Annotated in this window: 24 protein-coding genes; 8 read left to right on the top strand and 16 right to left on the bottom strand. The window is 70.4% G+C overall.

Translation table 11 applies throughout. The features are described 5' to 3' along the window. Positions 1–13 precede the first annotated feature (13 nt). Positions 14–2407, bottom strand: coding sequence for a type VI secretion system Vgr family protein (locus tag NQZ70_RS24770; RefSeq protein WP_129576392.1), 2394 nt, complete (start codon positions 2405–2407; stop codon positions 14–16). Positions 2408–2624: 217 nt separating this feature from the next. Between NQZ70_RS24770 and NQZ70_RS24765 the strand changes: the two genes are divergently transcribed. Next, complete coding sequence (locus tag NQZ70_RS24765) at positions 2625–3056, top strand: carboxymuconolactone decarboxylase family protein (protein WP_237245578.1); 432 nt, start codon at positions 2625–2627, stop codon at positions 3054–3056. Between the two features lies 1 nt (position 3057). Then, positions 3058–3996, top strand: a complete 939-nt coding sequence (gene sigJ, locus NQZ70_RS24760; RefSeq protein WP_129576391.1) for an RNA polymerase sigma factor SigJ — start codon at positions 3058–3060, stop codon at positions 3994–3996. Positions 3997–4426: 430 nt separating this feature from the next. On the opposite strand, the gene NQZ70_RS24755 is transcribed toward sigJ, so the two are convergent. After that, on the bottom strand, positions 4427–5347 hold the full coding sequence (locus NQZ70_RS24755; protein ID WP_129576390.1) for a transposase: 921 nt from the start codon (positions 5345–5347) through the stop codon (positions 4427–4429). Between the two features lie 475 nt (positions 5348–5822). Beyond that, positions 5823–6224 (bottom strand): PEGA domain-containing protein, encoded by a 402-nt coding sequence (locus NQZ70_RS24750; protein WP_129576389.1) that lies wholly within the window; start codon positions 6222–6224, stop codon positions 5823–5825. Positions 6225–6529: 305 nt separating this feature from the next. Here NQZ70_RS24750 and NQZ70_RS24745 point away from each other — a divergent pair, with 305 nt between their 5' ends. Both NQZ70_RS24745 and NQZ70_RS24740 read left to right on the top strand, forming a co-directional pair. After that, positions 6530–6862, top strand: a complete 333-nt coding sequence (locus tag NQZ70_RS24745) for a hypothetical protein (RefSeq protein WP_207217938.1) — start codon at positions 6530–6532, stop codon at positions 6860–6862. After that, on the top strand, positions 6862–7455 hold the full coding sequence (locus NQZ70_RS24740; protein WP_129576387.1) for a hypothetical protein: 594 nt from the start codon (positions 6862–6864) through the stop codon (positions 7453–7455). Before NQZ70_RS24745 ends, NQZ70_RS24740 begins: the two co-directional genes overlap by 1 nt. A 468-nt stretch (positions 7456–7923) precedes the next feature. On the opposite strand, the gene NQZ70_RS24735 is transcribed toward NQZ70_RS24740, so the two are convergent. Genes NQZ70_RS24735 through NQZ70_RS24715 form a run of 5 tightly spaced genes read right to left on the bottom strand, consistent with a single transcriptional unit; the run spans position 7924 to position 11280 of the window. Further along, a complete protein-coding gene (locus NQZ70_RS24735) occupies positions 7924–8298 on the bottom strand; it encodes a hypothetical protein (RefSeq protein ID WP_020736711.1) in 375 nt (124 codons plus the stop codon). A gap of 52 nt (positions 8299–8350) precedes the next feature. Beyond that, a complete protein-coding gene (locus NQZ70_RS24730; protein ID WP_129576386.1) occupies positions 8351–8908 on the bottom strand; it encodes a hypothetical protein in 558 nt (185 codons plus the stop codon). Next, entirely contained in the window at positions 8880–9683 is an 804-nt protein-coding gene (locus NQZ70_RS24725) for a ParA family protein (RefSeq protein WP_129576385.1), read from the bottom strand. Before NQZ70_RS24725 ends, NQZ70_RS24730 begins: the two co-directional genes overlap by 29 nt. Further along, complete coding sequence (locus NQZ70_RS24720) at positions 9680–10555, bottom strand: DUF4388 domain-containing protein (RefSeq protein ID WP_129576384.1); 876 nt, start codon at positions 10553–10555, stop codon at positions 9680–9682. Before NQZ70_RS24720 ends, NQZ70_RS24725 begins: the two co-directional genes overlap by 4 nt. Next, complete coding sequence (locus tag NQZ70_RS24715; protein ID WP_129576383.1) at positions 10555–11280, bottom strand: tetratricopeptide repeat protein; 726 nt, start codon at positions 11278–11280, stop codon at positions 10555–10557. Before NQZ70_RS24715 ends, NQZ70_RS24720 begins: the two co-directional genes overlap by 1 nt. Positions 11281–11974: 694 nt before the next feature. Here NQZ70_RS24715 and NQZ70_RS24710 point away from each other — a divergent pair. Next, on the top strand, positions 11975–12733 hold the full coding sequence (locus NQZ70_RS24710) for a hypothetical protein (RefSeq protein WP_129576382.1): 759 nt from the start codon (positions 11975–11977) through the stop codon (positions 12731–12733). A 340-nt stretch (positions 12734–13073) separates the two neighbouring features. Here the strand turns inward: NQZ70_RS24710 and NQZ70_RS24705 are convergent, their stop codons facing one another. Then, positions 13074–13457 carry a VOC family protein gene (locus NQZ70_RS24705; RefSeq protein WP_020736704.1) on the bottom strand — a complete coding sequence of 128 codons (384 nt, stop codon included), beginning with the start codon at positions 13455–13457 and terminating at the stop codon, positions 13074–13076. Between the two features lie 560 nt (positions 13458–14017). Beyond that, entirely contained in the window at positions 14018–14368 is a 351-nt protein-coding gene (locus tag NQZ70_RS24700; RefSeq protein WP_129581553.1) for a hypothetical protein, read from the bottom strand. 998 nt (positions 14369–15366) lie between these two features. Here NQZ70_RS24700 and NQZ70_RS24695 point away from each other — a divergent pair. Next, positions 15367–17202, top strand: coding sequence for a M2 family metallopeptidase (locus tag NQZ70_RS24695; protein ID WP_129576381.1), 1836 nt, complete (start codon positions 15367–15369; stop codon positions 17200–17202). 40 nt (positions 17203–17242) lie between these two features. On the opposite strand, the gene NQZ70_RS24690 is transcribed toward NQZ70_RS24695, so the two are convergent. From NQZ70_RS24690 to NQZ70_RS24670, 5 genes are all read right to left on the bottom strand, one after another. Further along, positions 17243–18043, bottom strand: coding sequence for a GNAT family N-acetyltransferase (locus NQZ70_RS24690; protein ID WP_129576380.1), 801 nt, complete (start codon positions 18041–18043; stop codon positions 17243–17245). Between the two features lie 265 nt (positions 18044–18308). Continuing rightward, complete coding sequence (locus NQZ70_RS24685) at positions 18309–18866, bottom strand: hypothetical protein (protein WP_129581552.1); 558 nt, start codon at positions 18864–18866, stop codon at positions 18309–18311. A gap of 235 nt (positions 18867–19101) precedes the next feature. Then, positions 19102–19413, bottom strand: a complete 312-nt coding sequence (locus NQZ70_RS24680) for a DUF3817 domain-containing protein (protein ID WP_129576379.1) — start codon at positions 19411–19413, stop codon at positions 19102–19104. 108 nt (positions 19414–19521) lie between these two features. Next, the gene (locus NQZ70_RS24675; RefSeq protein WP_165374142.1) at positions 19522–20724 is read right to left on the bottom strand and encodes a ferritin-like domain-containing protein; all 1203 of its coding nucleotides are present in this window, start codon (positions 20722–20724) and stop codon (positions 19522–19524) included. 344 nt (positions 20725–21068) lie between these two features. Further along, a complete protein-coding gene (locus NQZ70_RS24670) occupies positions 21069–21743 on the bottom strand; it encodes a DUF1349 domain-containing protein (protein WP_237245576.1) in 675 nt (224 codons plus the stop codon). 165 nt (positions 21744–21908) lie between these two features. On the opposite strand from NQZ70_RS24670, the gene NQZ70_RS24665 reads away from it, so the two are divergent. After that, entirely contained in the window at positions 21909–22301 is a 393-nt protein-coding gene (locus NQZ70_RS24665; protein WP_237245575.1) for a hypothetical protein, read from the top strand. A gap of 37 nt (positions 22302–22338) precedes the next feature. Here NQZ70_RS24665 and NQZ70_RS24660 read toward each other — a convergent pair whose 3' ends face one another. Then, on the bottom strand, positions 22339–23868 hold the full coding sequence (locus NQZ70_RS24660) for a hypothetical protein (protein ID WP_165374141.1): 1530 nt from the start codon (positions 23866–23868) through the stop codon (positions 22339–22341). Positions 23869–24439: 571 nt separating this feature from the next. Between NQZ70_RS24660 and NQZ70_RS24655 the strand changes: the two genes are divergently transcribed. Beyond that, positions 24440–25048, top strand: a complete 609-nt coding sequence (locus NQZ70_RS24655) for a hypothetical protein (RefSeq protein ID WP_207217937.1) — start codon at positions 24440–24442, stop codon at positions 25046–25048. The last annotated feature ends 618 nt before the right edge of the window (positions 25049–25666 follow it).

Here is a 25666-nt window from a genome sequence, read left to right as displayed (position 1 = left end):
GAGCCTCCGGGGGTCAGTTGATGAGCTGGATCGCGGACCGGGACAGGAGCGCGTTGCTCATGAGGACGATCGTCGGCGTCTGCACCATGAAGGTGGTGCCCGCGCTGAACATGAAGCCGACGTCGGCCTTCTGGATGTTCATCGCTGCCTTCCGGAGATCGGTGACCTTGTTGATCTCGGCCTTCCAGCCGTTCGTGTACGAGAAGTTCCCCGAGAAGGCCCCGCTGATGAAGAGCCCCGCCTTGAGGTCGAGCTGCGCGGCGAGGGTGATGCTCGCCGAGGCGGCGAGGCTGAGCTTGAGGTCGCCCGAGATGTTGATGACCTTGGTGATGCCGTGGGTGAACTCGGTCTTGTCGGCGTTCACGTTCTTGAACGACGCGCCGAGGATGTTGACCGTCTCGGTCGCGCCCCGCGTCGTGAGCGGCCCCTCGGCGATGATGTTCATCGCCCCGTGGGCGAGCACGTCGACGGTCGACGCCTCGCTCTGGAAGACGGCCGGCCCGGCGCTCTTGAGCTCCATGCCCTCGTCGGTCTGCACCTTGACGTCGCCGCCGGTCACGAGGACCTTGTAGCTGCCGGCCTTGACCGTCGTCGTGGTGTCACCCTGGACAGTGGTCTGCAGGGTGCCCGTGTCGACGTCGGTGAAGAGGTTGCCGCTCGTCACGTGGAGCCACGTGTCGCCCTTGACCTCGGTGTACGAGGAGCCGGACTCGACGTAGAGCTCGTGGATCCCGCTCTGGACGTGGGTGATCCAGTTGTCCTTGACGGTGATGTTCCAGGAGCCGCCGCCGCGCAGGCCCACGTTGAGATCGAAGGTCTTGCCGGAGTCGAGGAGCGCGTTGTCGTCGGTCTTGGCGATGAGCTCGTGGCCCTCGTTCGGCGAGCCCATGCGCAGGTACGTGTTCGAGTAGGGCGTCGACATGGTGACGCGCTGCTGGCCGGCCATGTCCTCGAGCTCGATCCGGTTGCGGCCTCCGGTCTGGATGACGTTCTTCGTGTGGTTTCCGCTGGTGACCGGGCTCGGCGTGAGCGCGTTGGGCACGACGCCCGAGATGACGGGGCGGTCGGGGTCGCCGCCGAGGAAGCTGAGCACCACCTCGGTCCCCTTGCGCAGCGGGAAGTGGAAGCCCTCGATGCCGCCGCCGTGGGGCTGCATCATCCGCACGAGCGTGGAGGCCTTGCCGCCCTTCAGGTTGCTCTCGTCGAAGTTGAACTTGACCTTGTAGCGGCCCTGGTCGTCGAGCTGCGCGTACTCGGTGTCCGCCTCGCCGTCGACGACGCCGTTCTCGTAGCCGTAGATGCGGGGCCAGGGCGTGCGGCTCTGGGGCCGGAGCTGCGTGGTGGCCGGGATGGCGACGATCTCGACGAAGTAGACCTCGTCGTGCGCGAGGTCGACGAGCTCCTTGAAGAGCGGGTCGCCCATGGCCTGGTTGCCGTGGTGGTGCGCCTCGACGGTGAGGTGCTTGCCGTTGAGCGTGGCGCGCGGGTGGTCTTCGAGCTCGAACGTGTATCCCGGCCGCAGGTGCGTCCGGGTGCCCGAGGCGTGGGAGAGCACCTGCTGCGCGAGCATCTCCTCGGCGCGGATCCTGGCGAGGCGAGCGCCGGCGGCCGGCGTGAAGAAGCGCTCGCCGTAGAGGCTCACCTCGCCGACCCCGTTCGGCGCGACGCTCGCGGCGCCGGCGACGTCGAGGTTGGGTCGGGCGTAGTCGTAGTCCTTGAGCTTGATCTTGGCCGGGAGGGTCTTGTGCCTGCAGGTGAAGCTGCGGAACGACGCCCCCGCGCTGTGGTCGTGGCCGATCCGCGGGTGGTAGCGGACCGGCTGGCCGACCGGATCGTCCGGGTACGATTTGCCGTCGCAGACGATGAGCTTCTCGCCTTCGGGGCGGTGCTCGAAGTAGTAGTAGATGCCTTCGCGCTCCATCCACCGCGAGAGGAAGTCGAGGTCGCTCTCGCGGTATTGCGTGATGTGCTCCTCGACCTCGTACTTGCCGAGCCTGAGCTCGAACTCGTTCGTGCTGAGCCCGTTGTCCTCGAGGACCGCCTTGATGACGTCGGGCAGCGTCATCTTGGTGAAGACGCGGCTGTGCCTGGAGAGGCCGAGCTGCCAGATCTCCGGGACGAGGAGGGCGCGGACGAGCGCGCGGCCGTCGAGCTCGTGGAGCAGCTCCACGCTGGCGAAGAGCCCGGCGAACACGAAGGGGGGGAGCAGATCCGTCGCGCGATCGATGACGAGCGCCGCCTTGCCGCCGATCGCGTCGCCGAGGTCGAAGCCCTCGCCCTCGGCGTCCTGGAGGGCGAGGAAGATCTCGATCTCGTAGGGGGTCGAGATCGCCTCGACGCCGCGGAAGCCGACGACGCGCGCGGACGAGGGGAGCACGCTCGAGGAGATGGAGATGAGGTCTTTCATGCCCGGTGTGCGGCGCGCGGCGAAGGGCGCCGAGCCTCGGAACCTACCACCGACCGGATCGTTCTCGGAAGAGGACGCGCCATGTGGCACAAAGCTTGCTAATTCTGTTAAAGCAAAATTTGCTGAATGACCGCGGGCGTCGGCCAGGCGTCACAGGCAGGGGGCTGGATCGTCGTCAGGTGGAGGGGCTTGCGGGCCCAGGACAAGGAGAACCACTGTGAGCGACAGAACCGCTGTGAAGTATGAGCAGGAGATCCCGGACGTGCTGCAGGCGCTGGCCGGCGTGCACCAGGCGATGGGCAGGCACGGCTTCGACAGGAAGATCATCCACCTCGTGCAGCTGCGCGCGTCGCAGATCAACCAGTGCGCCTTCTGCGTGAAGATGCACACGCGGGAGGCGCGCCAGGACGGCGAGACGAACGAGCGGCTGGACCGGGTAATCGTGTGGGAGCACGTCAGCGATTTCAGCGAGCGCGAGCGGGCCGCGCTCGCCTGGACCGAAGCGCTGACCGTCCTCGACCGGCGGACCGACTATGCGGCCTTGCGCACGCGGCTGCGGGAGCACTTCTCGGAGCAGGAGATCGGCGTCCTGACCTCCGCCGTCGCCATGATCAACCTGTGGAACCGCATCCAGGTGTCGAGGCACTGAGATGGCGCACGAGGACGACGTCTCGGCGTTCGAGGCCACGAGGCCCATGCTCCTCGGCCTCGCTTACCGCATCCTCGGCTCGCGCGCGGAGGCCGAGGACGCGGTGCAGGACACGTACCTGAAATGGCGGAGCGCCGACAGGAGCGCGATCGAGAACCCGGCCTCGTGGCTCACGACCCTGTGCACGCGCCGGTGCATCGATCTCCTGCGGGCCGCCCGAAACGCGCGTGTCGACTACGTGGGGGCCTGGCTGCCAGAGCCGATCCACGCGTCGACCGAGGGCGAGCCCGGCGAGCGGCTGTCGCTCGCGGCGTCGCTCCAGACGGCGTTCCTGCTGGTGCTCGAGCGCCTCACCCCGAAGGAGCGAGCGGCGTACCTGCTCCACGAGGTCTTCGACGTGTCCTATCCCGAGATCGCGGCGACGCTCGGTCTCCAGGAGACCACGTGCCGCAAGCTGGTGTCGCGGGCGCGCGCCAACGTGGCGCAATCGAAGGTGCGGCACACCACCCCGCTGGACCGGCAGGAGCAGTTGCTCGCCGCCTTCCAGACGGCCGTGGCGAGCGGCGGCACGGAGCAGCTGTCGGCGCTGCTCTCGGACGAGGTCGAGCTCTGCGCCGACGGGGGGGGCAAGGTGCCGACCGTGCGCGAGGTCGTGCGGGGCAAGGCCGAGGTGCTCGAGTTCGTCGGCCGCGCCCTCCACGCGTACTGGGGCGACTACACGTGGGAGGCGACGGACATCAACGGGGGCCGGGGCGTCGTTCTGTGGAAGGACGGCGCGGCCGTGGCCTGCGTGTCGTTCGCCTACGACGAGCAAGGCGCGGCGACGAACGTCTACATCGTGCGCAATCCTGACAAGCTGGCCCGCCTGGGCGAGGGCGGAGGCGTCGCGCGGGGCGAGGGCGGAGGCGTCGCGCGGGGCGGAGGTGCGGTCGCGGGGTGACGGCGTCAGCGTCACCTGACCTGGGTTGACCCGCCTCACCGGGTTAACCCGCGGACCCGGGTTGACCCGCACCCCACCCCACCCGACCCAGGTTGACCCTCATCCGGCCCCGACCCAGCTTGGTGCGCGTCACCCGACCGGGGTTACCCCGCGGGCGAAACTCCCGGCGCCGGCGCGATCGACCCAGGTTGAGCCATCAATCCGGGTGCTTCGACCGGCGACGGAACAGTCGCGGTCGGTCAAGCAGAGACTCGGCGGCCTGGCTCCGCGCCATGCGCGCTCGGCGTGGCGTGACGCATGCGAAGCCATTCGCGGAATGCTGCATCGCGGACCCGCCACCCGCTCCGCCCCCGCCACCCGCAGTTTCCCAGGACCGTGCGGAGAGGTGTCCCCCTCCTACCCGTCTCGCTCTCTCGCTCCGCGTGCGGTGCTATCCCGTGAGCACCGCGTCATTGACGCAGGCGCCGTGAAATGTGCGCATCCACCACGTGCCCACCGGGAATAAAACGCTGCGCACGCCAGCACGCCATCGTTCGAGCGCAGTACGGTACGACGCGCGAAACGCACGTACGGCGGCAGCAGCGGTTCGCCAGGCGTCGCCCTGGTCACGGCCGACGGCGAACGTCGGATTGCGCCCGCGCAGGTCCTCGGAGCTTGTGGCTCGCTCATAGGGGGAGTTCTTGGTGACTTGCTCGGCGCCCAAGAAGCGGAGCCCTCTCCGCTCCACGTCCGCATGCGCCAGCTCTTCTTGGCGCTCGAGCTCAGCAGCGACCTGACGGCGAAGGCTCTCCGCTTCCTCCGGCGCAATGTCCGGCGGCAGCGCCAGCGGGAGCGTCGCTTCCTCGACCCACTGCGGGTTCGCCGGATCGAGATACACCGAGGGACGTGTCGCGCGCAGCACGCCACAGCCGAGCTCACCCACATGCACCTTGACACCCGGCCATTCCGTCGCATGCCGGACCAGACCAGCGGCCACTGGGTTCGCGAGCACGTAAGCAATCTTTTCCACCACCGCCGCCGGCGTCATCAGCCGTACCACGCTCGTGGCCTCGTGGTCCCATACGGGACCTTCCCACTTGCGCAGCACCTTCGTCCCCAGAGCGACGAGGCGGTGAAAATACTGCAAGAAGCGCGGCAGTACGCCCTGTACATCGGTCACCACGAGGTGCAGATGCGTCGACATTGCGCAAAGAGCGTGAACCTCGACGCCGTAGCGGCGGGTTGAGACTGCGAGGGCGTAGACCAAGAGCTGGTTGATGGCCGCATCGGGGCGCAACAGGAAATGACGGCGTAGGATGCGACGGGTGACCAGGTAGGTTGCGCCGGCAGCGATCTCGCGAGGCTGGCTCATGGTCGGAGTGCAGAGGCAAGCGCGGTGCCGTGAGTCGCTGTGAATCATTTCAATGGGTTACCATCGCGCGGTGGGTGGCGGCCGCGGATTCCGCCGCTTTCCGCCACCCTGGGCTGAAGCGCGGCACCGTGCCTATCCGTGCTGCGTCGTGTTTCGCAATCTGCACGCGCTAGGCGTCGCCAACCTGGATCGCGTCGACGATTGGGCGGACGTTGCCAACCTGGGTTGGGTGGTCGTGGCCAACCCGGGTCAAGTCGCCGACCCGGGGCGGAGCGCCACAACGCGAGGTCAACCCGGGGCGGACCGCCGGTGGTCGTGGCCAACCCGGGTCAAGTGGCCGACGCGAGGTCAACCCGGGTCGGAGCGCAGCGCCAACCCGGGTCGGAGCGCCGGTCGGAGCGCCAACCGGCTCGGAGCGGAGCGCCCAACCCGGGTCGGGTCCCGGGTCCACCCGGGTCAGGTCCCGGGTCCCGCGCTATTTCCTCTCGCCCGGCTTGTCGCTCTTGGCATCGCCGCCACCGCTCTCCTGGATGGAGGGCGGCGGGTCCGACTGGACTGTCTTCGCGTCGCCGGGCTCCAGCGTCACCATCATCGTCCGGTTGCCGCGCTCCGGGTCCACGAACGTCACCTCGTGTGTCCCCGGCGCGACCTTGCGCCCCGTGATCGGCGTCGTCCCGATGGGCTTACCGTCCAGCAGGATCTCGGTCGGCTGCGCCGAGACCACGTCGAGCATCGGCGCGTCGTCCAGCGGAGGCTCGGGCTCAGGCTCAGGCTGGGCCGCGATCGGCGCGGGCTGCGGAGGCTCCGGCGGGGGCTTCGGTGCCCCGCCGCAGCCGGCGAGCGGGATGACGAGGAGAAGAGCGGCAACACGGAGCATGCGCCGGAGGCTAGACACGAAATCTCGCGCGAGGAAATGGCCCGTCGCCATCGCGCACGCGCCGCGAGCGCCTGGAGCCCGAACGTTGCCTTGTGCGACCGGCCCAGGTACCCCTGGTCGCCATGTCGACCGTGGCGATCCGCGGAACGGGGAACCCGCGACAGCCGACGGAGCACGTCGACTGCGCGTCGACGGCGAACCCCAGCAGGACCCGCGAGCACGCCGCGGACGCCAGTATCCCGTTTTCTGATGAGGCGGTACATTTCGACAAATTCTGCCGAGGACACGTCGCCCTACGCGCGCTCGTGGCCTCCTGCATCGAGTGGTCTCTCGACCCCCTGTCCCTGGAGGGGCGCGCCCTTGCGCTCGAGGAGCGCCTCCGTATCGACGAGGGCCTCGTGACGACCGCGTTCCTCCACGCCCTCATGGCCGTGCGCGACGTCGAGGTCGACCGCATCAAGACGCGCTGCACCCGCTGCGCGCTCCCCGAAGGGCGGCTGATGTCTGGCTGCGCGTACCACAACCTCGACCGCGACAGCGGCCCGCGCACCACGACCTCGGTGATCCGCGCGCGGCGCCTTGCGCTCGAGCCCGCCTACGTCACCGGCCAGACGACGAGGGGCGACGGAGGGCGCTGATGGCAGCGCCGTCCTCGTCGCGGCTCCGGGTGATGGGCGGCCTCGCCGCGATGGCGTTCGTCGTCCACGGCGGCAACCACGTGCGGCGGGGCTCACCGCACGACCTGCTCTGGATGTGCAACATCGCGCCGCTCCTGCTCGCGGTCGGCTGCTTCCTCGCCAAGCCGGATCTCGCCGCGATCGCAGCGCTGTGGCTCGCCTTCGGCACGCCCATCTGGCTGCTCGACATCGCGACGGGCAGCGGGCTCATCCTGACCACGTTCCTGCCGCACGTGCTCTGCCCGATCCTCGCCGTCCTCGCGGTGCGGGAGTTGGGGCTCCCGCACCGCGCCTGGCTCAAGGCCACCGCGGCGCTGCTCGCCTTGATAGGGCTCACGCGCGCGCTCACGCCGGCCGAGACGAACGTCAACCTCTCCCGCCGCGTCTGGGCGGGCTGGGAGGCGCTGTTCCCGCGCTACGATCTGTACTTCGCCCTCGTTGCAGCCGCGGCGGCGCTCACCTTCCTCGCGATCGACCGCGCGCTCGCGGCGTGGCTCGGCCCGCCGCGCCGGGGCGCCGCGGGCGGCACGACCCGCGGGGCGAGCACCACCTGACGCGCGATCTCCTCACGCGACCGAATCACGTCCGGCGAACCCAGCCGCAGCGCGCGAGCTGAAGACGGCGACCCTGCGCGACGAGGTCCCGCACGATGACCCCCGGACGCGTCGCTGCGCGAGCGCGAACTTCCTCAAGACGACGCCGCGCGCGGACTGCGGCGCCCCGGCCTGAGCGCGATGCTCCACCGATGACGTGCTCATCCGCGAGGTCTTCATGAACAGCGACACCCAGCTCGCCGATGCCTTCGCTCGAGACCCACGGCCCGCGGCCCCGCCGGGACATGCTGCGGCTGCTCGATGTCACGGGCGGCCTGCGGCACTGGCGGCGAGGCCTGCGCGCGGCGCGCAACGCGCTCGCGCCGCACGAGCGGCTGCGCGCGTCGAGCCCTCTTCGCGACGTGTCCCCGGATGCGGCGCCGGATTTCTGGTGGTGCGTTCGGAGCCCGAGCGAGCGGGCCCGGCAGCTCAGGGCTCGTACGCCTGCGCGATGGTCTCGATCATCCGCGGGATCGCGACGGAGATGAGGATCCCGAGGTTCGCCCGCTTGTTGTCCACCAGCATGCCCTGGAGCAGCTTGCCGTGGTTGACCACCACCACGGTGTGGTTGCCCGCCATGTCGAGCATGTAATACCGCCCGAGGGGCGGGAAATTCGAGTCGCGCAGCGAGCTGTCCAGCTCCTCGGTGATGCGCGTGAAGAGGGCCACCGCCACGGGCTGCTGGTTGAAGCCGGCGAGCGACAGGCCCGCCGTGCGCTCCCAGATGTCGCTGGCGAGCAGCCCGTCGCGAAGGATGTTGCGGAGGTCGTGGACTGCCGCCTCGAGGACTTTGGTGTCGATCATCGTGCTTCCGTCGCTCCTGGGCGCGCGCGCCCGCATTGAAAATTCGGATGTATCACAGCCCGCGCACGGTCGTCTCGAGCGCCTCCTTCAGCTGCTCGAGCGCCCGCGTGGAGAGAGCCTCGTCGCCCACGGTCCCGAGGCAGAAGCCGCCGCGCGCCGTGCGCGTCTCGACCCAGGACATCATCTGCGCGCCCAGCCAGAGCGCGCCCGCCGTGGCGTCGACGCCAGGGACGGTGCGCACGCCGACCAGCGCCGAGAGCAGCGGGCCCACGAGCGACACGTGCGCCTCCGAGATGCCGTGCGCCGCCAGCGTGAGGCCGTTGTCGTCGGCGACGAACGCGCCCGCGCACGCGTGGTGGGCGAGCGTCCATGCGACGAGCGCGTCGAGCCGGTCGGCCGGGTTGTCGGAGGTCTGCACGAGGCGCGGCACCTCCTTCGCCTTCGGCGCCGCCTTCACCGGCGCGGGCGCCGCCTTCGCGGGCGCGCCGGCGCGCGTCGACCTCATGGCGCTCACGAGCGCCGCGGGCTCGCGCGCAGGCGTCGCTGACACCCGCGCGAGCAGCGAGCTCACCCGCTGCGCGTCAGTCCACGAGACGGATCGGACCGTCATCCTCGCCTCCTGCCGTGGTGCCGAGGCGCTCCTCGATCTCGGCCACCAGCTTGTCGAACACCGCAGAGACCGCCGGCGGGCGGCGGCTGAGCAGGCCGAGCGGCACGCCCGCGCGGCTCGCCTGGAGGAACGTGCTGTCGCGCGGGACCGCGGTGTCGAAGACCTGGTCGCGGTAGAGCGACCACAGCTCCTCCAGCGAGGCCAGCAACACCGGATCGCGGAACGAGCTCATGGTGCCGACCACGCCGAGCAGCGAGCACGCGGAGCCGATGTCGCGGAGCCGCGCCAGGAGCTCGAGCAGCCGGGGCATGGCCCGCAGCGCGAGCGGCTCGCACTGCGCCACGGCGATGACGTTGTCCACCTCTTCCAGCGTGAGGCGCGACATCCCGCCGAGGCCGGCCGGCGTGTCGAAGAGGATCAGGTCGAAGTCGCGCTGGCTCTGCTCCAGGATGCGCCCGACGAGGTTGGCCTCGCGCGCGTTGATGGAGAAGCGATCCTCGTCGAGCGCGTCGACGGGGCCCATGGGCAGGAGACAGAGCTCCGGGAGCCGCGTCTTCACGAGCCCCTCGAGCGGGGGGCCGCCGCGCGCGAGGCTCGCGGCCAGGCCAGGGCGGTCGCTGACGCCGTCGAGCGACATGCCGATGGCGCCCTGCAGATCCGTGTCGACGAGGAGGGTCCGCGCGCCTCGGCGCGCGAAGGCGAAGGCGCAGTTGAGCGCCACGGTGGTCTTTCCGACTCCGCCCTTCAGGCTGGCGAATGCGATGGATCGGGTCATTTGGGGTATCCGAGCTTGCGTAGCTGTTCCAGGTTAGCGCGCACGAGACTCGATGCGGGGTCGAGGGTGGAGAGGTCGGTGAGCACGCGGGCCGCGTCGCTGTAGCTGCGTTCCATGAGGAGGCGCCGCGCGTCGGCGTTGAGCTGCTTGATGCGGGCCGCGCGCTGCTCGGGCGAGAAGAGCGCGACCTCGATCCGCCTCGAGGAGATCGGCGGCGGCATCTCCACGCAGCCCTCGTCGATCCGGCGGAGCGAGTCGAGCACGAGCTCCGCGAGATCCTTGAAGATGGTGCGCTCCTTCGTCGAGCCGACGGTCGGGTTGACGCGCACGCGCATCTCCGGCCGGATGAGCCGCGCGAACGCCTCCTCGCCCACGCCGAGGCCGTCGAACGCCGTCCACAGCTGGCCGCGCCGCACCTCGATGAGGCCCACGTCGCCGCTCTCGTTGCTGACCACGAGGACGTGCGAGTCGCCGGACATGCAGATCATCTGCAAGAAGTCGACGGGCACGAAGTTCATCCCGATCGGCGCCGACTGCGCGCCCGCGGCGTGCCCCATGAGGACGAGCGTCTCCTCGGCGATGGGCCACGTCACGCGCGTGACGTTCATCGCGCCCGGGACCTCAACGCCCTCGTTCACGGCGAGCACCAGGCGCGCCGTGCGGCGGAGCAGCTGCGCGACGGCGTCCTCCGGCCCGCCCGGGAGCGACGGCGCGTAGATGATGAGCTCCGCGCTCTCGGCGACCTCGAGCGCCTGCTCCAGCTCCTCCCACGTGGCGGCGCCGATGGCGCTCACCGGCGTCTGCCCCGCGATGACGCGGATGCACCGCATGCGTTCGCGCAGATCGGGATCCGCGACCACGACGATCGGCATCAGCCTCCGAGGTCGCGCCGCGCTCGGCGCAGCATGACCGACGACGCCGTGTCGCCTGGGCGCATGCGCGCGCAGGCCTCGAAGGCCGCGATCGCCTCGTCGTAGCGGCGCTGCACGAACGCGGCGGTGCCGCGGGCGAACTCCTCGCGGTAGCGCCGATCCTCCTCCGTCTCGTAAACCCGCGGCGTGAACGGCGCGCTGGTGGGGGCGGGCGGCTCCGGCGCTCGCCGCACGAGCCCGCGCTCCGGCATGGTCGGCGGCGCCGGATCCGCGCTGCCCGCGGACGGCAGCGTGTCCATCTGCCGGCGCCAGGACTGCGGCGTCTTCTCGCTGAACGGCGACGCCACCTCCCGCCCCGTATAGAGGCCGACGAGCACCTGCAGCGTGCGGAGCCGCCCGAGCGGGCACATTTGCACGATGTCGTCGAACGTCGACGAGCCATCGATGTACCGCGCCACCAGGAGCGCGTCGGGCGAGCGACCCGCCGACACAGGGATGGGCCCTGCCACCTGATCGAGGCCACCGAGCCGCTTGGCGTAGGCGCCGGCGAGGAACTCCTTGATCCGCTCGATGCTGGTCTGCAGCTCGCGATCGTCGGGGGACTCCGAGCGCGCGCGGTAAAGCACCGCCAGCGCCTCCTCGTAGCGCTTCTCACGGACCAGCCGCACGACCTCCGCCCGCACGGGTGCGCTCTTCGGGACCTCGCGGCTTTCGGGTTCCATCATCAAGGCCGATTCGTGTTGGTCTTTCACGGCACAACTCGGCAAGTTACATGCCTCGACCGCCGACCTTCAAGCGGTTTGGTTGCGCCTCCGTGCCCGCCGCCCCGCGGGCGCTGTCCACACCGGGATCGCCGTCGTTCAGGTGCGAGCGTGTGGGACCAGCCAGCGCCCCACTCTGAGAACATGGGTGCTGCGGCATGGGCCCATGTGGAGGCCATGGAGACACGCACCCGGCGACGACTCTGCCCATTTCTTTAATGGGTGGCGGGTCGGCCCGCCGGCGCTGTCGGACGCCGGCCGAATAAATCGCCGGGCGATCACGATAATCGGAATGGGTGTCGCACCTTGGCGCCCATTCGACCACCCAGCTACCGAGCTTGATTTCGATGGAGATCCCTGAAGATACTGGATGCAGCTTACGCGGAACTTGCGCTAGAGTGGTCTCACCGAGTGGAAGCACCCCCCAACGTTTCATAAACGTCTGAGGTGGTTCGTGGGAAATTCCAAAAATCAAGCTCGGAATGCGACGAGGGGGGGTCGTGCAGGATTTTAACCAAGGTGAGATCCAGCCGCAGCGTCCATTGGGGGTACGCCGTGGTCTTGTCTTGTTGCCTCACGAAGCGCGTACGACGCTTGACTTACGCAAACAGAGGGATCGCTCGATCAACTGACACCACCAGCCGAAAGGAGATCGCTTATGCGGCAGGTCTTGCGGCACATTTTTCAGAAGAAGCAGGCATACGCTCGTCTACCCCTGTTCGAGCGGATGCGTGACGAGCGGCTCGACCCGAGCGAGCGGCTCGCATTCTATCCGTGCATGGCTTACTTCATCATGAGCTTCGGTGATCTGAACAAATTCGTACTGAGACAGGAGCCCGCGGCGGACGAATACCAGGAAATGGTGAACGTCCACAGCCGCGAGGACGACCATCACTGGCCGTGGTACCTGGAGGATTTGGCCAAGCTGGGCTACGACGTCGAGGGGCGGAGCTCGGACCTGTTGCACTTCCTCTGGGGCGAGGAGACGATCGAGAATCGGATCCTCACTGCGCGGCTCACCGAGCTCATCAAGGGCACGACGGGCCTCGAACGGCTGGTCATCATCGAAGCGATCGAGGAGACAGGCAACGTCCTCTTCGGGGCGATGCTTCCCCTGGCGGAGGCGCTGGAGAAGCGGCTCGGAACGCAGCTGCGCTACTGCGGCCCGTTCCATTTCGAGCGCGAGTCGGGGCACACGGTGGACGCCGATCACGCGGCGCTCGCGAGCATCTCCCTCGACGCGGAGACGCGCGCGCGCTACAAGGCGCTCGCGGACGAGGTGTTCGCGCTCTTCGAGCCGTGGACGCATGAGCTCCTGCGCTATGCCATCGCCCACCCCGCGGCCGTCCCCGTGGCCGACCCCGAGACGGACGGCGTGAGCCAGATCATGACCCGCTCGTCAATCCTCGCCGCGTGAAGCAGCGCGGTTGAGCTCTCCAGCTTCGCCTTCGCGGCCCCCTCCACGATATCCATCCCATCGCGCTCGCCACGCGCCGCGCTCTCTGCACAAGACGCTGCGCATGGCGATGACGTCCTCGTTCATCCATGGCGGTGAACGCTGTCCGACGAACGTCGCGAGCGGCCCGAGCCCAGGGAGAGCGAGCGAGGAATGCTGCACGATTCGAGCCGCCTCGATCGGCCGCTCGGGGGCGCGGCGAGAGCCTGCGTACGCCGCGCACGCCCTGATCGACGTCGAGCGCCGCCGTCGTAGCTTCGGCGCGATCGGCGCGGCCCATGGGACGGACGGCGCGCCGGGATCAGCCGCCGCTGCCGTAAGGACGGGTGATGATCTCGAGGTAGTGCCCGGCGGGGTCGGGGAAGTACACGCCGCGCCCGCCGTCGTGATGGTTGATCTCGCCGGGGCGCTGCGCTCTGGGATCGGCCCAGTACGGCAGCTTCCGCTCGCGGATCCGGCCGAAGATCTCGTCGAACTCGGCCTCGCTGACCAGGAACGCGTAGTGCTGGGGGCGGACCTCGTCTGGGGTGTCGATGAAGTCGAGCGTGACGTCGTTGTCGAGCCGCACCGTGAGGAAATGTCCGAACGGCTCCGGGGCGGGGAGGCCCAGGATCTCCGTCATGAAGGTGGCGGACACCTTCTTGTCCTTCGCGGCGACGATGGTGTGGTTCAGCCGGACGGTCATGCGCGGGTCTCCCTTCCGCGGCGCCCGAGCCGGCCTCGTGGCCGCTCGGCCGTGGCCATCATTTCACCCGTCGGCCTGGTGTCGTTCATCTCTGTACCCTCCATCCGGCCGAGCCCCGCCCAGCGAGAGCCGCTGTACGACGCTCGCCGCGCGTGACCGCCCGGGAACAGGGCGAGCGTGCCATGGTGGGCTCATGCGAGCAACCATGCCGGCCGGGGCACGCCGACCGGCGTGCCATCCCGCCTGTGCTGCTCTCCTCGCCCGATCGCGCGCGAGATGGTCTCGCGATACGCCGGATCGGGGCGAGTTCTTCCTCACGCGCGTCGTCGCCCATCGCGCGATCACCCGCGTGCTCGCGGCGGCCGCCTCACGTGCGGTCCGGGGAGGGGAGGGCGAGACGGCTGCAGGGGCGGTTGGGAATACGGTGGTGGCGCTCGTGGTAGCCGAGGCTCAGCACCGGCCCTGTCGGCGGTCGACGTGCGAGTTCTGGCCGGAGGATCCGCGGTCGCTGTTCCGCCGCGGGGTCGGGATCTGGCCCTATCGGGCCGTGGGAGATGGGGTCAGGAGCGAGCGCCTCGAAGCCGCGCGCCGACCCAGGCGCACGGCAGCGCGATCGCGATGTTCGCGAGAGAGTACCAGGCGGGGCCGTGCTCCCACATCATGACGGCGCCCAGGGTAGCGAGAGCGAGGCCGACGGAGCCGAGGGCGAGCGCGTGGCGCATCGGGCGAGCCGGAGCGAGCCGGGCCGCGATGTAGCAGCCGGCGGCGTTCAGCGGGATTCGGTAGGCGAGCGCGAGCACGAACAGCAAGTCGGCCATCCGTTCGCCGTGCGGCGGGAAGATGCCGGATGCATGCAACGCCAGGTCCACGGCGGTGGTGAGGATGGCCGTCGAGATGAGACCGCAGAGCACCGCGCCGACGCTGCGGAGCGCGGTTTTAGCTGGGGCGGAATCTGTCGTGACGATGAGCGTTTCTTGAAGAGCTTCGCTGGTGTTCATGGGGTCCCCGTCCGCGTGATGGAACGCCGTCCTCGGCGCTACACGGAGACGTCGGAGCCGCCGACGCGTCCTCGACATCGGCAGTGACGATTTTTTGCGGACGACCTCGGACGACCGACGACCCGACCCGGGTTGACGGGTCGGGGGGTCGGGTTGGGACGACCCGACCCGGGTTGGCAGCGATCCGACCCAGGTTGAGGTGAGCCTGAGCGGCGGGGGACGACCCGACCCGGGTTGGACGACCCGACCCAGGTTGAGGTGAGCCTGAGCGGCGAGACGACCCGACCCAGGTTGAGGTGGGCCACCGGGCCGCCCGACCCAGGTTGGGACGACCCGACCCAGGTTGGGACGACCCGACCCGGGTTGAGGTGGGCCGAGGTGGGCCACCGGGCAGCGATCTGACCCAGGTTGAGGTGAGCCTGAGCGGAGACGACCCGACCCAGGTTGAGGGGCCGAGGGGCCGAGACGACCCGACCCAGGTTGAGGTGGGCCACCGGGCCGCCCGACCCAGGTTGAGGTGGGCCACCGGGCCGGGCCGCCCGACCCAGGTTGAGGTGGGCCAGGTGGGCCGCACCTTGGGGCGACCGACCGACCCAGTTGGGGCGACCCGACCTGACCCGGGTTGGGGACCGGCCGAGGGGGCGCCCTGCGGCTGGCTCATCTCTGGACGACCTTGGGCGATGTCGTGGCGAGGGGCCATCCTCCAGGCTGACGTGACGGCGCGAAAGGAGCGGAGTTTGCCGCATCTCGGCCCCTCGCGAGGGGCCCCCCCCGAGGATTGCTCGAGCGGCCGAGCGGCCTTAGAGCCCCACCAGGATCGCGGCGCCGAAGCGCACCCCGCGCCCTCTGCGCGTCCGGGGTGGACGGACCCTTGCACGCCGGAGCTGCCCGCGATCGAGGAGCGGCGGGAAATGGTGCGCATCGTTCCGGTGTTGGTCGTCGCCTTGCCGTGCGGCGCGCTCGCGCTCACGGCGGCCTGCTCCGATCCCACCCCTCCGCCGCGCCCGCGGCCCGCCTCACAGCCTGCGGCGGAGGAGGCCCAGAGATTCATCGAACAAGCGGAATCGGAGCTCCACGAGCTCAGCACCCAGAACAACCGGGCCGCCTGGGTCGCGTCGACGTACATCACGGGCGATACGCAGATCCTCGCGGCCGCGGCGAGCGCGAAGCTGCTCGGCGCGCAGACCGACTACGCCAAGCGCGCGGCCCGCTACCGCGACCTCGATCTGCCCTACGACGTCCGCCGGCGGCTCGATCTCCTGCGCACCTCGCTCACCCTCTACGCGCCCGCCGACCCGGCGAAGACGCAGGAGCTCGCGACCATCGCGGCGAGGTTGGAGGCCACGTACGGCGCGGGCAAATACTGCCCCTCGGCCGGCCAGTGCCTCGATCTCGAGGAGCTCGGCAGGATCCTCGCGAAGAGCCGCGATCCCGAGGAGCTCAAGCGAGCGTGGGTCGGCTGGCGCACGGTCTCCGCGCCGATGCGCGGCGACTTCACGCGGCTCGTGGCGCTGGCGAACGAGGGCGCCCGCGAGCTCGGATTCAAGGACACCGGCGACGCCTGGCGCTCGAAATACGAGATGCCGCTAGAGGCGCTGCCCCGGGAGGTCGACCGCCTCTTCGGTCAGGTCAAGCCGCTCTACGACGCCCTCCACTGCTACGTGCGCGGCCGCCTCGCCGCGCGCTACGGCGAGGACGTCGTGCCCGGCGCGCGCCCGATCCGGGCCGATCTGCTCGGCGACATGTGGGCCCAGGACTGGAGCAACATCCACGATCTCGTCGCGCCCGAGGGGGTCGCGCCGATCTACGATCTCGACGCGGCGCTCCGCGCGAAGGGGTTCACGCCGATCGAGATGGTGAAGACGGGCGAGCGCTTCTTCGTCTCGCTCGGCTTCGAGCCGCTCCCGGCCACCTTCTGGGAGCGATCGCTCTTCGTCAAGCCGGCCGATCGCGACGTCGTCTGCCACGCGAGCGCGTGGAACATCGACGACGAGGACGATCTGCGCATCAAGATGTGCATCGACATCACGGCGGACGACTTCCAGACGATCCACCACGAGCTCGGCCACAACTTCTATCAGAGGGCGTATAACCACCTGCCGTGGCTGTACCGCGACAGCCCGAACCCGGCGTTCCACGAGGCCCTCGGCGACACCATCGGGCTGTCGGTCACGCCGGCGTACCTCCAGCGGATCGGGCTCGTGGACGCGCTGCCCCCGCCGTCGAGCGATGTCTCGCTCCTCCTCCGCGAGGCCCTCGCCAAGGTGGCTTTCCTGCCGTTCGCGGTCCTCGTCGACCGGTGGCGCTGGGGGGTCTTCTCCGGGGACATCCCGCCGGCGGAGTACAACAAGGCCTGGTGGGATCTCCGGAGGAGATACCAGGGCGTGACGCCGCCGGTGCCCCGCTCCGAGGCGGACTTCGATCCCGGCGCGAAATACCATGTGGCGGCGAGCGTCCCGTACCTCCGGTATTTCTTCGCGCATATCCTCCAGTTCCAGCTCCACCGCGCGCTCTGCGAGGAGGCGGGGCACAAGGGGCCGCTCCACCGCTGCACGATCTACGGCAGCGAGCAGGCCGGCGAGCGGCTCCGGCGGATGATGGAGATGGGGCGGAGCCGGCCGTGGCCGGAGGCGCTCGAGGCCGTGACCGGATCGCGGCGGATGGATGCGTCGGCGATGCTCGACTACTTCGCGCCGCTCAGGGGCTGGCTCGATCGGCAGAACCGCGGCAGGACGTGCGGATGGTAGGCGGCGGCCGACGCGGGACGCGCGCGCGCCGACCCGGGCTTCAGGCCTGCGGCGGCGCGTAGAAGGCGAAGCGCGTGACCGCGCGGTAGCCCATCCCTTCGTACACGGGCCGCCCCATGTCCGTCGCGTGGAGGACGGTCCTCTGGATACCCGTTCCGCTCAGCGCGTCGTCGAGGCAGCCGCGCATCACCGCCTCGGCGTACCCTTTGCGCCGGTGCTCGGGCGCGGTGACGACGAAGCCCACGTAGCGGATCCCCTCCACGATGAACGTCGCCGCGGAGCACACGGGCTTTTCGTCCACGTAGCCGACCCGGCCGAACGCCCGGTCGCCCCACATCGCCTCGTGGGCCACGGAGGCGCGCCCCGCGGGGATCGGGACGCTGTAGGCCGCCGCGTTGAGATCCGCGATGGCGGTGCGCGTCTCGGCGTCGGCCACGCGCCGCAGATCGAGGCCGGAAGGTGCGCGCCGCGGCGGGGTGATCGCGTCGGCCACCATGCCCAGGAGCGACACGGCCGGCTTGAAGCCGAGCCGGCCGAGGAGCTCGGCGGTCGCGCCCCCGTCGCCGCCGGGCGACCAGCTGTCGGACAGCGCGAAGAGCCACGGCACGCCGCCGGCTCTGGCGAGCTCGACGGCCCTGAGCGCCCGGCGCTCGAGATCCTGGAGGTCGGTGGCCGGCGAGGAGAGCGTGGCCATGTTGAGCAGGACCATGTCCGTGCCCGAGAGGACGACGGTGACGCCGTCGGTGCCCTCGATCCGATGGCCGGGGAGACCCTGGCTGAAATAGATCCAGGCGGCCAGCAACTGAGCGTTGGACTCTTCGATCTCGATCGGGTCGGGCATGCGAAACCTCCTCGGCGCCGAGAGTAGCCGGAACTGGGTGTCCGGGGATCGGGCCGTCGCCGTCGCGCCGCGTGCGGCGCGATGGTGCCGGGCCGCTGGTCGCGGCGGGGCTCCGTCGGAGCAGATGAGGTGGACTGCCCGGGAAGAGCTCTGAAAGGAGGCGGCTCGGCACGCCGACGCCGAGCCGCAGGGGGCGCAAACCAGGGGAGAGCGCGGCGCTGGCGGGCGAGGGCGCCGCGAGGCCCGCTCGCGCCCCGGGGCCGCGTCACGGCTCGACGTCCTCCACGGTGTGGCAGTTGGCGCAGGAGAACTCGCCGGTCATCGTCGTCGGGTCGAACCTGGCGACCTGGAGCAGGTCGGCCATCTCGGGCACGACCTGGTTGAACATGAAGTCGGTCCACTCCATGCGCTCCGGGTGCTCCGGATCCTGCACCCACTCGGGGAACACTTCCTCGTTGGGGAGCGCGGCGATCTGCCCGCTGGGCATGGCGTAGGCGCGCTCGACCGCGTCGTCGCCGTGGCACGTCGTGCAATCCATCGCCTCGTACTTCGCGTCGTACGCGACGAAGACCTCCTTCATCCGGGGCATGACGACGTCGGTCATGTGCGCGGTGCGCTCTTCGAAGGTCATGTCCTTCCACGCGACCGGCTCGGGCTCGCCGTCGTCCGCGCCGCCGCACGCGGCGACGAACAGGCACGCCGCCATCGAGATGCGCCCCATGACCGTGCGGCCCCTCCTCGTCCAGCGAGCGGACGGTGTCGCATGAGCCGGCTGCTGCGCGCCCGTCCTCGCCTCGTTCGTCGCCGGTTCCTCGGTGTGCATGGATCGCATCGTCGTGTCTCCTTGGGTTCGAAGCAGGCCGTCCGGCCGTTCCCGACCGGATGCGCCCTGGTTCTATCGTCACGACGAACGGGCGGACCCAGGATCGACACGCCCCTCGACCTTTTTTACATTCTAGATAAGTATAAGAATTTATTGATTTTTTTGCGGGAGCTCGGCGCGCGGTTGCGGTGGGGCGGGCGCGGCGATCCCGGGATCGCGGCGTCTCCGCCGCCCCCTAGCCTTGGGGCGACGGCAGGGTCGCCTCGATCTCGCGCTGCAGCGAGCGATCGAAGACGAACGTCCCGAAGGGGACGATCGACGACACGAAGGCGAGCAGCGAACGCCCGAGCGGCCACCGGCGCCGGACGGCGGCGTGGACGAGCGCGGCGAGGAACAGCACGAAGAGGAGGCCGTGGGCGCTGCCGACGACGCGAACGGCGAGCGGCTGGCCGGCGAGGTACTTGAGCGGCATCGCGATGAAGAGCAGGAGGAGGTACGACAGTCCTTCGAGGATCGCGATGAGGCGGAGCTGGCGAAGCGCGGTCATGACGGGAAGATAGGGAAGGGGCAGGGAGCTCGTGGAGTTCTTCTCGGGCGCCGGCGTCGTGCCCGCGTCTCGACGTAGGCGCGGCCGGGCGCGGGATCCAGGGGGAGACTACGCCGGGGCGTCCAGGCCGGCGATGGCCGTGGGGGCCGCGGGCGGCGCGGACAAGAGCGCCTCTGCGCACGGCGCGATGACCTCGCGCACGGCGTCGAGGAGGCAGCGCGCCCGCTCCGCCTCGGTGAGCCGGCCGTGGTCGTGCCACGCGGCGGCGTCGATCCCGGCGCGCTCCGGGCCCCGGGCGGCGCGCACGCCGGCGAGCGCCTCCTCGAACGCGCGGGCCACGGCGGCGCGCACCGGCTCGCCGCCCCGCGCGACGGCCCAGCGCACGAAGGCCCACGCGAGCTCGGCGTGGGCGGCCTCGTCGGCGGCGATCCTGTCGAGGGCGCGGCGCACCTCGGGGTCGCGGGCGCGGCTCCGCTGCGCGCCGGCCTGGAGCGCGGCGAGCGTCTCGCCCACGCAGCCCTCGCGCACCGCGCTGGCCGCGGCGCCGGCGAGCGTGGGCGCGTCGAGCGCGCCGTTCAGCGCGAGCATCCCCGGGCCGAGCGACCGGCCGGCGTAGCGGCTCGCGAGGGTGAAGCAGGCCCGGGCGTGATGCAGCTCGTCCGAGAGGGCGCGCTGCGCGGCGTCGAGCAGGGCGGGCGGCGCGCCGAGGGCGAGCAGATCGAGGGTGAAGCGCGCGAAGGACGCCACGGACGCGTGCTCGAGGCGCGCGTCGGCGAGCCACGCTTCGGTGAGGGCGGCGCGCGTCGTGGGGTCGAGCGCGAGCGGCTCGTCCGCCGCGTCGGCGAGCACCCAGTCGGCCCGCGCCTCGACGCCCGCGAGGCGCGGCTCGCCGCCCACGAAGAATGGGCGGCCACAGGCGCCGACGCCCAGGTTGTTGGTGTCGTAGCAGCACTGGCCGTCCTCCAGCCGGCCATTTTCGTAGACCACGCAGGACACGGGGTTCGGGTGGTACTGGCTGGGGCAGGTCGCGGCGCTTCCCCCCGCGCCGCCGGTCCCGCCAGCGCCGGCGTTGGCGCGGACCTCCTCCGGCGGGAAGCACCTCGTCTCACCGACGCCGCCTTGACCGCCGGAGCCGCCCTGACCGGCGGCGCCGCCCTGCTCGCCGGCGCCGCCGGTTCCTCCCGCGCCGCCGGTCCCACCTGCGGTCCCCGCGCCGCCGGAGCCGTCCTGGCAGCCGAGCGCCAGCGAGAGGCCTGTGAACACGCCAGCTCCCACGATATGCATGATGCGCGCGCGCAGCTCTCTGTTCATGGCGCTGTGCCTCCCTGCGACGTGCCGTCGATCGGCATCGGAACCCTCCTATACCCCGGATCCATCGATGATGGAGGGGCGAGGATGAGGAGCATTCTCGACGAGGACACGTCCCCTTTGAGATAGACCGAGAGCAGCGTCCTCGAGGCCTCGGCTGCTGGGAACCTGAAAGGACTCGGCTCCTTCGTGCGCGGAGCAGCGTCCAGCGCATCATCGCCGGTGTGCAAGATAGACGAGTAATGAGCGCCGGCCGTTCCCCGGCGTCGGGTCGCCATACCAGCACGCATGACGAGGCCGCGCGCGCCGCCGGAGGGCGCGCGGGCGATCGGCGCGTGGCCTGCCCTTTACGACACGTACGTGAGCGGTGAGGCGAGCCCGGTGAGCGGCGGCATCTGACCGGCGCGCGCCAGCGCCGCGTCGCTCTCGGCGCCTCCGCTGCGCAGATCGCCGAGCCGGCGCGGCGTGAAGCGGATGTCGTCGAAGACGGCCGTGCAGCCGTCGCCTGCGGGCGACTGGGCCGAGAAGCCGACGGCGAGCTCGGTCGTGCTGCCGAGCGAGAAGCTGCGGAGCAGGTGCCAGCTCGTCGCGTCGGTGGAGGCGTGGAACGCGCACAGGCGCCCGAGCCGCGAGACGCGCAGCCAGACGTGGTCGCCGTCCACCTCGAAGGATCTGCGATCGTCCGACAGGCCGCGGGTCACCACGGAGGCGACCGTCGGCGCGCGCTCGGGCGACAGCTCGAAGCAGAGCTTGGCCCACGCGCGCTCGTGCGCCCAGAGCAGCAGCACGCCCGCGTCGTGCGCCGCCGCGAAGCCCACGGTCACCCGCGCGCTGGCGAGGAAGTCCCCCTGCGGCGTCCCGAGCAGGCGCGGCGCGTTCAGGAGGCCGGTGGCGCGCTCCGGATCGAGGAACAGGTCGGTCTTGCCGCCCGCCGTGACGGTCAGGCTCGATGCCTTGCCGGTGCTCCAGCTCCTGGGCGGTACCTCCCAGCGGAGCGGCGTCGGCAACGGCGCTAGGTGCACGGGCTCACTCACCTTGTATGCCTCCCCCCTTCATGGCGACTATCCTACCGGAGTCTGCTCCTGTCTTGTCATTGAATCGTTCCGGTGTGTATGCAGGATCTCAGGTTCATGCGAATTACCGCCCTTCTGGTGTCCTGCTGTATGGCTGTAAGCCTGTCCGGTTGCTTGAAGGCGAGGCGCGGTCCGCCCGAGTTCCTGGTGGGCGCGCGGCCCGTGCCGTCGGCGGGGGGCGCCTCCTATGCGGACGCCGCGGCGGTGCTCGTCGCCGCGGCCGGGGCGGCGGCCGTGAACCGCGAGGTGTACGACACCTGCTACACGATGTGTGAGCCCGGGACGGCGTGCGATCCTGCGACGGGGCTGTGCGTGCGGCTGCCGTGCGGCGGGAAGTGCCCCGCCGATCGCCGCTGCAAGGTGGTGGAGGGGAAGGAGGCCTGCGTCCTCGGGGAGCCCGACCGCGGCGTCGTGCCTGTGCCGGCCGATCCGGGGGCAGGGCACGCAGGGCCGGGCGAGGCGGCGGGGGGAGCGGCAGGCGACGCCGAGGGGGCCGGAGCGAACTGACGAGAGGGGCGCGGGAGCGCGGCTCGTCGGGCGGTGATCACCGTCGCGACAGATCGAGCAGCGCCCTCGCGCGCGAGTACGCGATGTACGGGTTGTCTCCGGAGCCGCCCAGATCGTCGCTGTCCTCGCCCGCGCCCTGCGGCCTCACCGGCATCCAGAGGAAGTCCGGGTGCATGGCCTTGCCGTTCACGCCGTTGGCGAGAGCGGGGTTCTTGATCCACTCGCCGCCGAGCACCGTCAGCCGATCGTCGAGCTCGAGCACGTAGTGGAGCTCCGAGGTGAGGAGCGGGACGTTGCGCAGCGCAGGCGGCCGGAGGAGGTCGGCGGCGCTCACCTCGTCCGAGATCATCCCGTAGCGCGCCCCGACGCGGACGAAGCGCCTGGCGTTCGGGTTGAACACGTAATTGTAGCAGTCGGCCCCCTGGTACCCGCCGTTACAGACGAGCCGCGCCGCCTCCTGCGCGCTCACCTCCGCCATCGTGTCGATGGTGAACGAGGTGACCGGGTAGCTCCACACCTCGCGGTGCCACGTGTAGTCGACGATGAACGAGCGCTGCGCTCGCCCGCTCGACGCGGAGCTGATGGAGCTCGCGCCCAGCCCGAGCAGGCCGGTCATGGCCACGTGCATCGTCCCCGGGTTCAGGTCGCGGCACGCCGGATCGACCGGCCTGCCGTAGACGTCGCGCTGGATGAGGTCTTCCCGCGTCTCGCAGCGCCGCCCCGACATCGTGGCGGAGTCGTTGTGGTACACCTCGGTCATGAGCGCCTCGATGTCCGCCGTGCGGAACAGGACGCACCCGCGCTCGACCGACGCGCACTCGACCAGCGTGCTGCCGGAGAGCTTCACCCGGATGTCGCGCCGCGGCGGGCCGCCGCCCTCGGCGACGACGTAGGCCGCCCAGCCGTTGCAGTGTCCCCACCAGTACTCCGGGGTCACGCCCTGGTACAGGCCGTGGTGCGTCAGCTCCCAGTACGTCGTCGGTCCCACCACCCGCGCCACCCGCGGCGCCGCGCGCGCGCCCTCCGGCAGGCCCGCCTCGCCGGCGACGGCGCCCTCGGGCGGCTCCAGCGACCGCGCCTGCCCCGCGTAGAACAGGAGATCATACTTCTCCGCCGGCGAGAGGTTGTCCGGATCCGACGTCAGATCGCCGTAGTCCTTGACCGCGGAGTTCCAGCGGTCGGCGATGCCGTTCCTGCTCTGGGGCCACCACTGCGAGGCGAAGGGGCCCGTGGACTGGCCTTGCAGCAGCGTCGAGTTCAGCGCCGCGTAGGTGCCCCGGAGCTCCGGGTGCAGGTTCGTGGGGAGGTTCGCGGCGTCCATGGGCTCGCGCGTCCCCGTCAGGGGGATGAGGAGCGTGTGCGAGCCGCCGAGGATCTGCCCGGTCTCCTGCGAGAACCCGAGCACGTACGGCACCGAGCCGCCCTCGATGAAGCGCGCCGCTGCCGGCTCCGCGCCGCTCTGGAGAGCGGCCGCGCCGTCGCGCAGCGGTTCTTGTCGATCTTGATCCATACAGCCCAGCGCGAGAACCGCCGAGCTCACCGCCACCGCCCCGATGCGCATTGTCATGGCCGCTTCCCCCCTCTGACGCCTACCTTCTGCCACCTGCGTCGCCGATGTCTGCAGAGGTCAGGCCAGCGGCGAGGTGGACGCGTCGCGCAATCGATGCACGCGCGGCCAGAGCACCGGTCACGTCGATCGACCGAGAAATGAACCGCCAAGGGCGCCAAGAACACCAAGAAGAGAACAAGATTCCGCACGCTCGATTTCGCCATCGAGGGCGCGGCGTGCCCCTGACGGAGATGGCGCCGCGTGCCGGTCGGAAAGGGCGAGAGCGCCCGAGGGGAAGTCCGCGCCGCGCGTGCTGGTCGGAAAGGGCGAGAGCGCCCGAGGAAGGCCGCGCCGCGCGCGGCGTACGGGCGCCTCGCCGACGCGGCTCAGCGCCGGGTCGGCGCAGCGCTCCGCCGCTGCACGGATGCGCCCGAGCGAGCACGCGTCCGTCCTGGGCCCGAACGGACGTGATGGGCGGCAGGGCAGGGGGCGACGTCGACCGTCCTGGCGGCTATCGTCCGACGCGACGTCGAGCTCTGCGGGCGTGGGCGGCACCGAGGGCTATAGATCGCAGATGGAGCATGCCTCCGTGACGGTGCCAGTCGGGGTGATCGAGGGCTCTGCGTACGAGCTCATCGAGATACCCTCGGATCAGGTGGACACGGAGATGCTCGTCGCCGGTCCGTCGAGCGGGATCCCGGAGGCGCTCCAGGGTCTCTTCTGGATGGATGGGAACCCGCTCCCCGACGAGGTGGTGTCGCTCGGCGGGTCGACCTGGGACGCCGCGACCAGCACGACCCGGATCCATGTCTACGGCGAGCGGGTCTGGAGCTGGCACGCCGATCTCTGGGGGCGCGGGCTCTACGCGCTGGTGCGCGCGGCGCGCCTCGTCTACGAGCTCCGGCTCAACCCCGAGCTGACCTTCGGCGAGATTGTCCCGTTCGTCCGCCTGGCCGGTCGGCGGGTCCGCGTCCCGGAGCAGCTCGCACGGCTCACGATGCGCCGGGTGAGCGATGGCCACTGGCTGCGCGAGAGCTGGTTCTTCGGCTTTTTTCATCACGTCTACGATCTGCGCCGGATCGTCTGCGGCGATGGATCGAGGACGGACGCGTTCGTCGCGTACGCGAGCTCGGCGCCCGCCCGGTCGGCCCTCGCGGTGCGACGCCCCGCCGCAGCCGCGCGCGCCGCCGCGGCGTGACCGACCGGACACATGGGCGGTCGCTCGCTCGGGCACGCTGACGCAACCGACGCAGACGATGCGCGGGCCGACCCCTCGAAAGAGGTTCAAAAGAGAGTTGACAGGTACGAGGCAGGCCGATAGAAAGCCCGCCCCGAACGGCGAACCGGAGAGCTGAGCAGCGAAGGCGCTGCAACTCCGGGTCGCCCGGTCGGCGGGTCAGCCTCCCCAAAAAGGAGGTTGACAGGTACGAGGCAGGCCGATAGAAAGCCCGCCCCGAACGGCGGACCGGAGAGCTGAGCAGCGAAGGCTGCTGCGACTCCGGGCTGCCTTGTCAGCTGGGCTGTGCCTGGTTGGCAGCTTCAACCTTCTCGAAAGAAAAGGTTGACAGATTCGAGGCAGGGCGCTAGAAAGCCCGCCCCCGAACGACGGATCCGGAGGATCGGCAAGCGCGAGCTTGCGACTCTCTGGCCCGATCGAGGCCGGTTCTCATACGAGGCGAACGCGCGCAGAGGTGCCACCCCAGAAGGGTAGCCCCTCTACGAGGCGGCTCCTCCGAAGGCCGGCGCGGATTGCAGATTGTCGAGGCGAACTGACCCGCGGAAGCGGGCTGATCTCTCCTCCTCGGTCCTTGAAAAC

The organism is Sorangium sp. So ce836 (assembly GCF_028553905.1).
Classification (GTDB): Bacteria; Myxococcota_A; Polyangia; order Polyangiales; family Polyangiaceae; genus Sorangium; species Sorangium cellulosum_D.
This window is presented reverse-complemented; position numbering and strand designations above follow the sequence as displayed.

Bases quoted from the DNA above. Each gene is read 5' to 3' on its own strand.
- NQZ70_RS24705 (WP_020736704.1), bottom strand. From the start codon at position 13,457: ATGACCGTCCGGCTGAACCACACCATCGTCGCCGCGAAGGACAAGAAG.
- sigJ (WP_129576391.1), top strand. From the start codon at position 3,058: ATGGCGCACGAGGACGACGTCTCGGCGTTCGAGGCCACGAGGCCCATG.
- NQZ70_RS24695 (WP_129576381.1), top strand. From the start codon at position 15,367: ATGGTGCGCATCGTTCCGGTGTTGGTCGTCGCCTTGCCGTGCGGCGCG.
- NQZ70_RS24735 (WP_020736711.1), bottom strand. From the start codon at position 8,298: ATGATCGACACCAAAGTCCTCGAGGCGGCAGTCCACGACCTCCGCAAC.
- NQZ70_RS24715 (WP_129576383.1), bottom strand. From the start codon at position 11,280: ATGATGGAACCCGAAAGCCGCGAGGTCCCGAAGAGCGCACCCGTGCGG.
- NQZ70_RS24720 (WP_129576384.1), bottom strand. From the start codon at position 10,555: ATGCCGATCGTCGTGGTCGCGGATCCCGATCTGCGCGAACGCATGCGG.
- NQZ70_RS24750 (WP_129576389.1), bottom strand. From the start codon at position 6,224: ATGCTCCGTGTTGCCGCTCTTCTCCTCGTCATCCCGCTCGCCGGCTGC.
- NQZ70_RS24725 (WP_129576385.1), bottom strand. From the start codon at position 9,683: ATGACCCGATCCATCGCATTCGCCAGCCTGAAGGGCGGAGTCGGAAAG.
- NQZ70_RS24660 (WP_165374141.1), bottom strand. From the start codon at position 23,868: ATGACAATGCGCATCGGGGCGGTGGCGGTGAGCTCGGCGGTTCTCGCG.
- NQZ70_RS24730 (WP_129576386.1), bottom strand. From the start codon at position 8,908: ATGACGGTCCGATCCGTCTCGTGGACTGACGCGCAGCGGGTGAGCTCG.
- NQZ70_RS24680 (WP_129576379.1), bottom strand. From the start codon at position 19,413: ATGACCGCGCTTCGCCAGCTCCGCCTCATCGCGATCCTCGAAGGACTG.
- NQZ70_RS24675 (WP_165374142.1), bottom strand. From the start codon at position 20,724: ATGAACAGAGAGCTGCGCGCGCGCATCATGCATATCGTGGGAGCTGGC.
- NQZ70_RS24740 (WP_129576387.1), top strand. From the start codon at position 6,862: ATGGCAGCGCCGTCCTCGTCGCGGCTCCGGGTGATGGGCGGCCTCGCC.
- NQZ70_RS24710 (WP_129576382.1), top strand. From the start codon at position 11,975: ATGCGGCAGGTCTTGCGGCACATTTTTCAGAAGAAGCAGGCATACGCT.
- NQZ70_RS24770 (WP_129576392.1), bottom strand. From the start codon at position 2,407: ATGAAAGACCTCATCTCCATCTCCTCGAGCGTGCTCCCCTCGTCCGCG.
- NQZ70_RS24690 (WP_129576380.1), bottom strand. From the start codon at position 18,043: ATGCCCGACCCGATCGAGATCGAAGAGTCCAACGCTCAGTTGCTGGCC.
- NQZ70_RS24755 (WP_129576390.1), bottom strand. From the start codon at position 5,347: ATGAGCCAGCCTCGCGAGATCGCTGCCGGCGCAACCTACCTGGTCACC.
- NQZ70_RS24685 (WP_129581552.1), bottom strand. From the start codon at position 18,866: ATGCACACCGAGGAACCGGCGACGAACGAGGCGAGGACGGGCGCGCAG.